Annotated in this window: 9 protein-coding genes; 6 read left to right on the forward strand and 3 right to left on the reverse strand. The window is 62.0% G+C overall.

Annotated features, from left to right (window positions below; all coding sequences use genetic code 11):
- Positions 1 to 56: 56 nt before the first annotated feature.
- The 3 genes from htpG to AAIL66_RS02945 form a co-directional block, all read right to left on the reverse strand.
- Positions 57 to 2006 (reverse strand): molecular chaperone HtpG, encoded by a 1950-nt coding sequence (gene htpG, locus AAIL66_RS02935; protein ID WP_343495968.1) that lies wholly within the window; start codon positions 2004 to 2006, stop codon positions 57 to 59.
- Positions 2007 to 2318: 312 nt separating this feature from the next.
- The gene (locus AAIL66_RS02940) at positions 2319 to 4154 is read right to left on the reverse strand and encodes a pseudouridine synthase (RefSeq protein WP_343495969.1); all 1836 of its coding nucleotides are present in this window, start codon (positions 4152 to 4154) and stop codon (positions 2319 to 2321) included.
- An 84-nt stretch (positions 4155 to 4238) separates the two neighbouring features.
- Complete coding sequence (locus AAIL66_RS02945) at positions 4239 to 4970, reverse strand: Crp/Fnr family transcriptional regulator (RefSeq protein WP_034355313.1); 732 nt, start codon at positions 4968 to 4970, stop codon at positions 4239 to 4241.
- 226 nt (positions 4971 to 5196) lie between these two features.
- Here AAIL66_RS02945 and AAIL66_RS02950 point away from each other — a divergent pair, with 226 nt between their 5' ends.
- From AAIL66_RS02950 to AAIL66_RS02975, 6 genes are all read left to right on the forward strand, one after another.
- Positions 5197 to 7134: an AMP-binding protein gene (locus AAIL66_RS02950; RefSeq protein ID WP_034391224.1), complete on the forward strand. Its 1938-nt coding sequence runs from the start codon at positions 5197 to 5199 to the stop codon at positions 7132 to 7134.
- A gap of 11 nt (positions 7135 to 7145) precedes the next feature.
- The gene (locus AAIL66_RS02955) at positions 7146 to 7931 is read left to right on the forward strand and encodes an ABC transporter ATP-binding protein (protein WP_003068658.1); all 786 of its coding nucleotides are present in this window, start codon (positions 7146 to 7148) and stop codon (positions 7929 to 7931) included.
- 10 nt (positions 7932 to 7941) lie between these two features.
- On the forward strand, positions 7942 to 8871 hold the full coding sequence (locus AAIL66_RS02960; protein WP_034404418.1) for a branched-chain amino acid ABC transporter permease: 930 nt from the start codon (positions 7942 to 7944) through the stop codon (positions 8869 to 8871).
- 17 nt (positions 8872 to 8888) lie between these two features.
- Positions 8889 to 9953, forward strand: a complete 1065-nt coding sequence (locus AAIL66_RS02965) for a branched-chain amino acid ABC transporter permease (RefSeq protein ID WP_003068654.1) — start codon at positions 8889 to 8891, stop codon at positions 9951 to 9953.
- Between the two features lie 198 nt (positions 9954 to 10151).
- Positions 10152 to 11468 carry an ABC transporter substrate-binding protein gene (locus AAIL66_RS02970; protein WP_034354805.1) on the forward strand — a complete coding sequence of 439 codons (1317 nt, stop codon included), beginning with the start codon at positions 10152 to 10154 and terminating at the stop codon, positions 11466 to 11468.
- Between the two features lie 200 nt (positions 11469 to 11668).
- Positions 11669 to 12508, forward strand: a complete 840-nt coding sequence (locus tag AAIL66_RS02975; RefSeq protein WP_012840001.1) for an ABC transporter ATP-binding protein — start codon at positions 11669 to 11671, stop codon at positions 12506 to 12508.
- Positions 12509 to 12657 lie beyond the last annotated feature (149 nt).

The following is a 12657-nucleotide window of genomic DNA, read 5'->3' on the forward strand; positions in this document are numbered from 1 at the left end:
AAAATCCCCGCAGAGCCACCACTCTGCGGGGATTTTTATCGGGGTAACCGAACCGCTCAGGCCAGCAGCGCGTTCACACGCTTGACATAAGCAGCAGGATCTTCGGGCATGCCGCCTTCGGCCAGCACGGCCTGATCGAACAGAATCTGGGCCAGATCGTTGAAGTGGACCGAGCCGTCGAGCTTCTTGACCAGGGCGTGATCGGGGTTCACTTCCAGCACGGGCTTGGACTCGGGCGCGGCCTGGCCGGCCTGCTTGAGCAGTCGGGCCAGTTGCAGGCTCATGCCGCCGTCGCTGACCACCAGACAGGCGGGCGAGTCGACCAGGCGGCTGGTGGCGCGCACGTCTTCGGCACGGTCCTTGAGTGCTTCCTTGAGCTTGGCCAGCACGGGCTTGAAGGCTTCGGCAGCTTCCTCGGCGGCCTTCTTCTCTTCCTCGTTCTGCAGCTTGCCCAGATCCACGGCGCCCTTGGCCACGGACTGCAGCGGCGTGCCGTCAAAGTCGTGCAGATAATTGAGCGCCCACTCGTCCACGCGATCGGTCATCAACAGGACTTCGATGCCCTTCTTCTTGAACACTTCGAGCTGAGGGCTGTTCTTGGCCGCAGCCAGGGTGTCGGCCGTGATGTAGTAGATCGCGTCCTGACCTTCCTTCATGCGTGCCTTGTAGTCGGCAAACGAGGTGTTCAGGCCCTCATGCGTGGTGGTGGCGAAGCGCAGCAGCTTGGCAATGCGTTCCTTGTTGCCGAAGTCCTCGCCCAGGCCTTCCTTGAGCACGGCGCCGAACTCGTTGTAGAACTGCGTGAACTTGCCTTCCTTGGCCTTGTCCTCTTCGCTGACGACATCCTGCACGCCATCGGCAGCCTCGGCCGCAGCTTCGTGCCTGTCGTGCCGTGCCAGGTCTTCCAGCATCGACAGCACGCGCTTGGCCGAGCCGTCGCGGATCAGGCGTACATCGCGGCTTTCCTGCAGCAGCTCGCGGCTCACGTTCAGCGGCAGGTCGGCAGAGTCGATCACGCCCTTCACAAAGCGCAGGTACTGGGGCATCAGCGCCTCGGCGTCGTCCATGATGAAGACGCGCTTCACATAGAGCTTGATGCCGGCATGCTTGTCACGCTGGTACAGGTCGAACGGGGCCTTGGCGGGGATATAGAGCAGCTGCGTGTACTCGGTATTGCCTTCGACGCGGTTGTGGCTCCAGGTCAGCGGGTCCTCGAAGTCATGGCTGATGGCCTTGTAGAACTCCTTGTACTGCTCTTCCGTGATGTCCTTCTTGGCGCGGGTCCACAGGGCGCTGGCCTTGTTCACGGTTTCCCATTCGCCGGTCTTGACCATCTCGCCGGGCTGATCGTTCTCGCCGTCCTTCCACTCTTCCTTTTCCATCAGGATGGGCAGGCTGATGTGGTCGGAGTATTTGGAGATGACCTGCTTGAGCTTGTAGCCGTTGAGAAACTCCTCGGCGTCCTCACGCAGGTGCAGGATGATGCTGGTGCCGCGCTGGGCGCGTTCGATCTGCTCGATCTCGAAGTCGCCCGTGCCGCCGCTGATCCAGCGCACGCCGGCCGATGCCGGAGCACCGGCGCGGCGGGTTTCCACGGTGATCTTGTCGGCCACGATGAAGCCTGAATAAAAGCCCACGCCGAACTGGCCGATCAGTTGCGAATCGGCCTTCTGGTCGCCGCTGAGCTTTTCCATGAAGGCCTTGGTGCCGCTCTTGGCAATCGTGCCCAGATTGTCGATGGCCTCCTGCTCGCTCATGCCGATGCCGGTATCGGTGATGGTCAGCGTCTTGGCAGCCTTGTCGAAGGAAACGCGCACTTCCAGCTCGGGCTGATCGCCGTAGAGGCTGGCGTCGCCCAGCGCTTCAAAGCGCAGCTTGTCGCAGGCATCCGAAGCATTGGAGATCAGCTCGCGCAGGAAGATTTCCTGGTTGGAATACAGCGAATGCGTGACCAGGTGCAGCAGCTGGGCCACTTCGGCCTGGAAGGAATGGGTTTGCTTTGTCATGTCTTTGTGAGCGAAAAACTGAAATCAAAAGCCGCCCGGAGAACCTCTCAAGGCGATTCGCAGTCATAGCTAGGGCCTGCCCCTGATATTTCAAGGGCTATTCGAGCAAGAAAAAAGCGCAAGCACTTATTCAAAAAGAATAGCTACTTGCGCTTATCAATAAAGAGCCAGAGGCCAATTTCACTCAAAATTCGACACACCCCACAACCGGAGACAGCGAGCAAGGGCCTGGGCGGCCCCGCCGCCCCGCAGCGAGGCTGTCGCCCCCCTCCCGAAGAGAGAGGGGGAAGGCGCGAAGCGCCTCAGGGGGTGTCAGAAGTTTTCATGCGCAGCCAGATAGCGCCATTGGCCGGTGGGCAGATTGCCCAGGGTCACGCCGCCGATGCGGATGCGCTTGAGGCCCACGACCTTGAGGCCGACCTGCTCGCACATGCGGCGAATCTGGCGCTTCTTGCCTTCGGTCAGCACAAAGCGCAGCTGCTCGGGGTTCTGCCAGTCCACCTGGGCCGGCTTGAGCGGCTGCTCGTCCAGCGACAGGCCGTGACGCAGCAGAGCCAGCTTTTCCTCTGGGAAGACGGACTGCACATCCACGTCGCGATCACCGAAGGTCACTCGCACCAGGTATTCCTTGTCGACTTCCGAGTCCTCGCCAATGATCTGGCGCGCCACGCGGCCGTCCTGCGTCAGCACCAGCAGACCCACGGAGTCGATGTCCAGACGACCGCAGGGAGCCAGGCCCTTGAGCTGGCTGAAGTTGAAGCGCGTCTTGCTGCGGTCTTCGTTCCAGCGGTTCTCGTTGGTGATCAGCACCACGGCGGGCTCATGGCCGTCCTCGGCCTGACCGCTGACATAGCCCATGGGCTTGTTCAGCAGGATGGTGACCTGCTGGTCCTGGCGTTCCTGAGCCTTCTGGTCGATCTCGATCCTGTCGCCGGGCACCACGTTCTGACCCATGGTTGCGACTTCGCCATTGACCGTGACCCAGCCGTTTTCCACCCACTCATCGGCTTCGCGACGCGAGCACATGCCCATGTCGGCAATTCGCTTGTTGATGCGAATGGCACCGGGACGGTCGTCCTGGCGCGCCTCCACTTCGGGAGCACGCTTGACGGGAATCGCACGGTCCGAGCCATCGGCTGCGGGGCGATAGGTGCGAATACCGGTGGTGGGGCGACGGGTCGCCTCCGACACAAACGAGCCGGGGATATGGCGCTTTTCAGGCTCGCTACCGCGCTCGTCGCGGCGTTCACCACGGCGCTCGTCGTTGCGGCGGTCATCACCGCGACGGGCATCCCCGCGGCGGTCGTCACGATCAAAGGAGCGGCCTTCGGGACGGTCACCGTAGCCACGGTTCTGCGGACGATCACCAAAGTCGCGGCCTTGCGGGCGATCGCCACCACGGCGCTCGCCATCACGGGGCTGGTATTCACGGCGTTCGCCACCTTCGGAGCGGTCTGGGCGACCATAACCACGGCTTTGCGGACGGTCACCAAAGTCACGACCTTGAGGACGCTCATCGCGGCGGCCTTCAAAGCGATCACCGCCACGACGTTCGCCGTCGCGTGGACGGAATTCACGGCGCTCGCCACCTTCGGAACGCTCGAAGCGGCCCTGGTCGGGGCGACCAAAACCGGACGAACGTGGACGGTCACCAAAGTCACGGCCGCCTTGAGGGCGGTCATCACGGCGGTCGTCACGGGGACGGAACTCGCGGCGCTCGCCACCGCGATCACCATCACGCGACTCGCCATAGGGGCGGAAACCACGGTCACCGCCGCCAAAGCGGCGCTCGCCGCCTTCATCGCGATCGGTGCGGGGGCGGCGCTCATCGCGCTGCGAGAAGCCGCCGCGACGTTCACCGTCGTCACGAGCAGGGCGGCCGCCATCGGGACGACCAAAGCCTGAAGCGCGGGGGCGCTCGTCGCGCTCACGCTGAGGGCGGGCGCCACGTTCGCCACGCGGGCCTTCACCACGCGGGCCGCGATCGGTACCGCCAGCGGGCCTGGAGCCACGGGCTGCCGCAGGCTTTTCGGCCTTGGCTGGCTTGGCCGGTGCACGCAAAACAGGGCGCGCCGACGAGGAATCAGAGGGCGCGGAGGATTTGCCAGCACCAGGGGCGCCGGACTCTTTAGGAGGTTTGACTGACATTTGGGCGTAATTGTCTCGCGACGCGCGGGCGCGAGGCGAGAGTTATCCACAATTCCAGCGCGGAGCTAGGTTATAGGACGTCCCTCAGGCAAGCGCCTTGCGCGACGCACAGAACTCACCATGCCGCAGCGCTTCCAGGTCCAGTACGCGCAGGCCGCCATACTCGATCTGGATCACGCGCTCGCGCTGCAGCACAGACAAGGCCTCGTTCACACGCTGACGTGACAGGCCGACCAGATTGGCCAGCTCCTGCTGGGTGATGCGCAGAATCTGCCCCACGCCGGGATAGAGCAAGGGGTTGAACAAGGCTGCCAGAGTACGCGCCACGCGCAGATCGGGGTTGCTCATGCGGTCGATCTCGCGCGCCGCGATGAACTGGCCCAGGCGCTCGTTGAGCTGGTTCATCACAAAACGATTGAAGCCTATGGAGTGATCAAGCAGCCAGTGGAACATGTCTATGGGCAGGCCACCCACAACCGTCTTGCGGATGGCCTGCACGTTGTAGCGATAGGGCTCGCGCTTGATGACCGTTCCCTCCCCAAACCAGCCGCCGGGAGGCAGGCCGGCCAGCGTCATGCTGACTCCGTCGGCGCTTTCGGTGTTCATCTTGAGCAGGCCGTCGACCACGCCAAACCAGTAGGTAGGCGGGCGACCGGTGCGGCAGACATAGTCGCCCGGCTCGGCATCGCCGACGAGCAGCACACGTGCCACGTTTTCACGCTCCATGGGCAACAGAACGGGCCACCAGGGAATGCCATCGAGTTCTGAGCTCAAAGGCTTGCGCCGCCTTTGATGCAGGGACAGTTCTTGACTCATGCCCAGAAGCATTGCCAAAGCCGCGCTGGCGCAACAGCGGGATTTCCACGAGGCAGCAAATGCGCCATTTTCAGCAGCATTTGTTACAGCGGATTTTCACTATGCAGGCTTTCCCTCAAATTGTCGTCAAACAGACATCCTGACGTCAAAGTCACTCATAGCATGTCTGCAAGACTTTCGTGAAGGGTAGCCGCGGCGGCTCCAACCCCAACCAAGAGGATCAGGCATGACAACCACGTTCCCGCAACTGCTGCTCAAGCACGCGACAGAACGCCCCGATGCGCCCGCCCTGCGCGAAAAGGAGTATGGCATCTGGCAAACCTGGAGCTGGCGCGAAGCCGCACAGACCGTGCGCCACATGGCCTGCGGCCTGCGCGCGCTGGGGCTTGAAAGTGGCCAGAACCTGGCGTTCATCAGCGATAACCGGCCTCATGTCTACATGGGCTTTCTGGCCGTTCAGGCCTGTGGCGCAGTGCCCATTCCGCTGTACCAGGATGCCGTGGCCGCCGAGATGCGCTTTGTGATGGAGGACGCGGAGATCGCGTTCGCCTTTGCCGAGAACCAGGAACAGGTGGATAAGCTGCTGGAAGTACGCGAGAGCGTGCCAAGCATTCGCCACATCATCTATGACGACCCGCGCGGCCTGCGCAAATATGACCAACCCGGACTCATCAGCACCGATGAACTGCTGGCCAAGGGCAAGGAATGGGATGCACGGCACGCAGGAGCCTATGAGGCCATGGTCCAGGCCGTCTCGCCCGACGATGTCTCGGTCATCCTCTACACCTCGGGCACCACGGGCAAGCCCAAGGGGGTGTGCCAGACCCACGCCAGCTTTGGCGAATCTGCCCGCGGCGGCGTGCAGACCGATGGCCTGAATGCTTCGGACAATGTGATCTGCTATCTGCCGCCGGCCTGGGTGGGAGACCATCTGTTCTCGTTTGCGCAATGGCTGGTGGCGGGCTTCACCATCAACTGCCCGGAATCCGCCTCGACCATCGCCATCGACCTGCGCGAGATCGGACCCAGCTACTACTTTGCTCCGCCGCGCATATTTGAGGGCATGCTGACCTCGGTTTCCATTCGCATGGAAGATGCCTCGCCGCTCAAGCAATGGATGTATGCCAAGGCCATGGAGGTGGCACGTCGCGTAGGCTCGGACATTCTGGACGGCAAGAACGTCAGTGCCATGGATCGCCTCAAATACCAGTTGGGCAGCTTGTTCATCTACGGACCTCTGCGCAATGCTCTGGGCCTTTCGCGCATCCGCGTGGCCTATACGGCAGGCGCTGCCATCGGCCCCGAGCTGTTTCGCTTCTTCCGCTCCATCGGAATCAACCTCAAGCAGCTCTACGGTCAAACCGAAACCTGTGCCTATGTCTGCCTGCAGCGCGACCGCCAGGTGGAACTCTCCAGCGTGGGCCAGGCGGCTCCGGGCATCGAGCTCAAGATTGCCGACAACGGCGAGGTGCTGGTCAAGGGTGTGTCCGTGCTCAAGGAGTACTACAAGCGCCCCGACGCCACGGCAGAGGTGATCGACGCCAGCGGCTACTTCCATACCGGCGATGCCGGCGTGATCGATGCCAACGGTCAGCTGCGCATCATCGACCGCGCCAAGGATGTGGGCAAGACCAGCCGCGGCGCCATGTTCGCGCCCAACTACATAGAGAACAAGCTCAAGTTCTTCCCGCATATCAAGGAAGCCGTTTGCTTCGGCCATGGCAAGGACGAGGTCTGCGCCTTCATCAACATCGACTACGAGGCCGTGGGCAACTGGGCCGAGCGCCAGGGTCTGCCCTACGGCGGCTATGTAGACCTGGCCAGCAAGGCCAAGGTGCTGGAGCTGGTGGCCGACTGCATAGACAAGGTCAACGCCGACCTGGCCAGCGAGCCCGGCATGGCCGACACCCAGGTGGCGCGCTTTCTGGTGCTGCACAAGGAGCTGGACCCCGATGACGACGAGCTGACCCGCACCCGCAAGGTGCGCCGCAACTTCATCGCCGACAAGTACGGCGTGCTGGTGGAGGCGCTCTACACCGGCAAGCAGCAGCAGTTCATCGAGACCCTGGTGAAGTTCGAGGACGGCCGCACGGGCAGCGTCAGCGCCACGCTGACCATCGTCGAAGCCAAGCTCCACCCGGCTTCGGCCAAGGCTGCTGCCTGAGAGGAATTTTCATGAATACAAGAACCAGCGGCGAAGTGATTCTGGACATCAAGAACATCAGTCTGCGTTTCGGCGGCGTCAAGGCCTTGACCGATATCTCGTTCAATGTCAAAGAGCACGAAATCCGCTCCATCATCGGCCCCAACGGCGCCGGCAAGAGCTCCATGCTCAACTGCATCAACGGCGTCTATACACCGTCCGAAGGCTCCATCACCTTTCGCGGCCAGACCTTCAGTCATATGAACAGCCGCCAGGTGGCCGAGATGGGTGTCGCACGCACCTTCCAGAACCTGGCGCTATTCAAGGGCATGAGCGTGATCGACAACATCATGACCGGCCGCAACCTCAAGATCAGGAGCAACATCCTCATGCAGGCCCTGCGCATCGGCCCCGCGCAACGCGAGGAAATGCAGCACCGCGAGTTCGTCGAGCACATCATCGACTTTCTCGAAATCCAGGCCTATCGCAAGACTCCCGTGGGTCAGCTTCCCTATGGCCTGCAAAAGCGCGTGGACCTGGGCCGAGCCCTGGCCATGGAGCCTCAGGTTCTGCTGCTGGACGAGCCCATGGCCGGCATGAACGTGGAAGAAAAGCAGGACATGTGCCGCTTCATCCTCGATGTGAACGAGGAGTTCGGCACCACCATCGTGCTCATCGAACACGATATGGGCGTGGTCATGGACATTTCGGACCGTGTCGTGGTGCTGGACTATGGCAAGAAGATCGGCGACGGCGCTCCCGATGAAGTACGCAACAACGAAGACGTGATCCGCGCCTATCTGGGCGCAGGCCACTGAAGGAGCAGTCATGGGATTTTTCTTAGAGACATTGTTCGGCGGCCTCATGGTGGGCACGCTGTATGCACTGATCGCCATCGGCTTCGTGCTGATCTTCAAGGCCTCCGGCGTCTTCAACTTTGCGCAAGGCGCCATGGTGCTGTTTTCAGCCCTGGCCATGGCGCGTTTTTCGCAATGGATTCCCGGCTGGCTGGGCGTGGAGCCGGGGCTGGTCGGCAACCTGCTGGCCATCGCCGTCACCCTGGCGCTGATGGTGGGCGTGGCCTGGGTGATCGAACGTCTGGCCCTGCGCCATCTGGTCAATCAGGAGCCCATCACCTTGCTGATGGCCACGCTGGGCATTGCCTATTTGCTCGATGGCCTCGGCCCCATGGTCTTTGGCAGCGAGGTCTACAAGATTGACGTGGGCATGCCCAAGGATCCTGTCTTCATCATGGACAGCCTGTTTCAGGGCGGCGTGATGATCAGCCTGGAAGACCTGTATGCGGCCTGCATCGCTGCCATCCTGGTGATCTGCCTGAGCCTTTTCTTTCAGAAGACCAAAACCGGACGCGCGCTGCGTGCCGTGGCCGACGACCACCAGGCCGCCCAGTCCATCGGCATTCCGCTGTCGCGCATCTGGGTCATCGTCTGGTCGGTGGCCGGCGGCGTGGCTCTGGTCGTCGGCATCATCTGGGGCAGCAAGCTGGGCGTTCAGTATTCGCTGTCGCTGGTGGCCCTGAAGGCCCTGCCCGTGGTGATTCTGGGCGGCCTGACATCACTGCCCGGCGCCATCATCGGCGGCCTGATCATCGGCGTGGGAGAGAAGCTCTCCGAGGTCTACATCGGCCCCATGGTGGGCGGCGGCATCGAGACCTGGTTTGCCTATGGTCTGGCCCTTTGCTTCCTGCTGGTACGACCCCAAGGTCTGTTCGGCGACAAGATCATTGACCGCGTCTGAACAGGGAGAACAAGAATATGTTTTATCGTGAAAACGGCCAGTTCAAGACCAGCTACGCGGCAGACCAGCAGATCTTCGGCGTCGCGCAGGACCGCTGGGTCATCCTGCTGGTGCTGGCCTTTGCCTTCCTGGCCATTCCCTTCATTGCCAGCGACTACACCTTTCAGGCGATTCTGATTCCTTTCGTCATCATGTCGCTGGCGGCGCTGGGACTCAATATCCTCGTCGGCTACTGCGGCCAGATTTCGCTGGGTACCGCCGCCTTCATGGCCGTGGGTGCCTATGCGGCCTACAACCTGCAGGCCCGCATTGAAGGCATGCCTTTGCTGGTGGCACTTCTGGGCGGTGGCGTGGTGGCCATGGCGTTCGGCGTGGTGTTCGGTCTGCCCAGCCTGCGCATTCGCGGCCTGTATCTGGCCGTGGCCACGCTGGCCGCCCAGTTCTTTGTGGACTGGCTGGCGACCCGCGCGGCCTGGGTGACGAACAACTCCTCATCCGGCTCCGTCAGCGCCAAGCCACTGGCCATTCTGGGCTGGGCCATCGACACGCCCATGGAGAAATACCTGCTCTGCCTGGCGATTCTTTGTCTGCTCGGACTGGCCGCCAAGAATCTGGTGCGCAGCTCGGTAGGTCGTGAATGGATGGCCATGCGCGACATGGACGTGGCGGCTGCCGTGATCGGCATCCGCCCCACCTACGCCAAGCTGTCGGCCTTTGCCGTGAGCAGCTTCATCGTCGGCGTGGCCGGTGCGCTCTGGGGCTTTGTCCACCTGGGCGCCTGGGAACCCGCAGCCTTCAGCCTGGACCGCTCTCTGCAGTTGCTGTTCATGATCATCATCGGCGGCCTGGGCTCGGTCGTGGGCAGCATCTTCGGCGCCGCCTTCTTCGTGCTGCTGCCGCTGCTGCTCAACCAGGTGCCCCACTGGCTGGGCCTGCCGCTGTCCACAGCCACGGCGACCTATCTCGAGCACATGATTTTTGGTGCGCTCATCGTGTTCTTCCTGATTGTGGAACCCCACGGATTGGCCAAGCTCTGGGCCACGGCCCGTCAGAAGCTGCGCGTCTGGCCGTTTCCGCATTGATGACTCCCCTTGTGCCGCTGACGCGGCTTCTCCCAAGGGGGACGGCACCTTCGCCGGGGTGGCCCTGCCGCGAGGCGGCTCTTGCTCGGTGCCCCTGAATTGCTGAGTGCTTGATTGAGAGATAGCTGATTTATTTACAAGACACCGCAGAGTGCCTGCAACCGGGACAGCGTCCCATACAACCCAAGGAGACAGTCGATGATGTTCAAGAAAGTTGCGATTGCTGCCGCTGCTGTTGCTGCAGGCATGGGAGCCTTGATGGCCTCGCCTGCGGCTCAGGCCCAGGAGCAGTTCGTGCCTCTGCTGGTGTATCGCACGGGCCAGTTCGCGCCCCTGGGTATTCCATGGGCGGACGGCAAGCAGGATTACCTCAAGCTGGTCAATGCCAAGGGTGGCGTCAACGGTGTGAAGATCAAATTCGAGGAATGCGAAACCGCCTATGACACGGCCAAGGGTGTGGAATGCTACGAGCGCCTCAAGAACAAGGACGGCGGCGCCTCGGGCTTTGACACCCAGTCCACCGGCATCACCTTTGCCGTGACCGACAAGGCTCCCGGTGACAAGGTGCCGGTGGTCACTCCGGGCTATGGTCTGTCCCAGTCCGTGGACGGCAAGGTCTTCGAGTGGAACTTCCCGCTGCTGGGCAACTACTGGACAGCCGCCGACTCCATCGTGCAGGACATTCTGAAGAAGGAAAAAGGCAACCTCAAGGGCAAGAAGATCGCACTGGTCTATCACGACTCGCCTTATGGCAAGGAGCCGATTCCGCTGCTGGAAAAGCGCGCCGCCAAGGATGGCTTTGAGCTGATCAAGCTGCCCGTGACTGCCCCCGGCGTGGAGCAAAAATCCACCTGGCTGCAGATTCGCCAGAACCGCCCCGACTATGTGCTGCTGTGGTCGGCCGGCGTGATGACTCCTACGGCCGTGCGTGAGGCGCAGGCCACGGGCTACCCGCGCGAGAAGATGTATGCCGTCTGGTGGGGCGGCTCCGACCATGACGTCAAGGACATCGGTGCCGGCGCCAAGGGCTACAACACGGTGACCATCCACAACACTGCCGAGAGCGACAAGGTGCATGGCGACATCAAGTCCATGCTCTACGACAAGGGTCAGGGCACGGCCAAGGACGCCAAGGAACTGGGCCAGCTGGCACATACTCGCGGCATTGTGATCTCCATGCTGCAGGTCGAGGCCATCCGCACCGCTCAGGAAAAGTTCGGCAAAGGCAAGGTCATGACACCCGAGCAGGTGCGCTGGGGCCTGGAGAACCTGAATATGACGCAGGAACGCCTGAACGAGCTGGGCTTCGGCAAGATCATCCGCCCCTTCAAGACCAGCTGCGACAACCATCTGGGCGCCGACTGGGCCCGTATTGCCACCTGGGACGGCGCCAAGTTCAAGGTGACTTCCGACTGGTACCAGGCCGACAAGTCCATGGTCGATCCGCTCTACAAGGAATTCGCGGAAAAGTACGCCAAGGAAAAGAACGTCAAGGTAAGAACCTGCACCCCCTGAGGCGCGTCGCGCCTTCCCCCTCACTGGCGCCTGGCGCCTGAGGGGGGACGACATCCTCGCTGCGGCGCGGCCAGCCCCGGTCCTTGCTTGATGTCTCTGACCAAGGCTCGCCTCGTCGCAACCGGATTTATAAAAATCAGCCTCAAGCGCTTATCCATGAAGTGCAGACAGCTATCTATTTTGAGTTATCAGGTGACCGCATGACCGATATCGCGCACACAGTTTCCACTTCCGCCCAGACCGCACCGCTGGTGGAAGTCAATGGCATCGAGGTCATCTACAACCATGTGATCCTGGTGCTCAAGGGCGTCTCGCTACAAGTCCCCCACCAAAGCATCGTGGCCCTGCTGGGCGGCAATGGCGCGGGCAAGACCACCACGCTGCGCGCCATCTCCAATCTGCTCAAGGGCGAGCGCGGCGAAGTCACCAAAGGCGGCATCACACTGGAAGGCGAGCAGATCGCCAACCTCTCGCCCGCCGAACTTGTCAAGCGCGGAGTGGTCCAGGTCATGGAAGGACGCCACTGCTTCGCCCACCTGACGATCGAAGAAAACCTCCTCACCGGCAGCTACACACGCACGGACAAGGGCGAGATTGCAGCCAATCTCGAGAAGGTCTACAACTACTTCCCGCGCCTCAAGACCCGGCGCACCAGCCAGGCGGCCTACACCTCGGGCGGCGAGCAGCAGATGTGCGCCATCGGCCGTGCGCTGATGAGCAACCCGCGTATGGTTTTGCTAGACGAGCCCTCCATGGGCCTGGCACCGCAGATCGTGGACGAGGTCTTTCACATCGTCAAAGACCTCAACAGCAAGGAAAAAGTCACCTTCCTGCTGGCCGAACAGAACACCAACATGGCGCTCAAATACGCCGACTACGGCTACATCATGGAAAGCGGGCGCATCGTCATGGACGGCTCCGCCAAGGATCTGGCCAGCAACGAGGACGTCAAGGAGTTCTATCTGGGCGTGGGCGGCGGCGAACGCAAGAGCTTCAAGGATGTGAAGAGCTACAAACGCAGAAAACGCTGGTTGGCTTGATGACTGCCCCCTGAGGCGCTTCGCGCCTTCCCCCTAGGGGGACGACGGCCTCGCTGCGCGGCGGCGCTTGCTCGCTGTCTCTGGCTTGGTGCGCGCCAGTTTTTAGGTTGCGCCCATTGACTTCAGTTTTGCTTGCAGATTTTCTCTAC

The organism is Comamonas sp. F1-6 (assembly GCF_039581415.1).
Lineage (GTDB): Bacteria > Pseudomonadota > Gammaproteobacteria > Burkholderiales > Burkholderiaceae_C > Comamonas > Comamonas thiooxydans.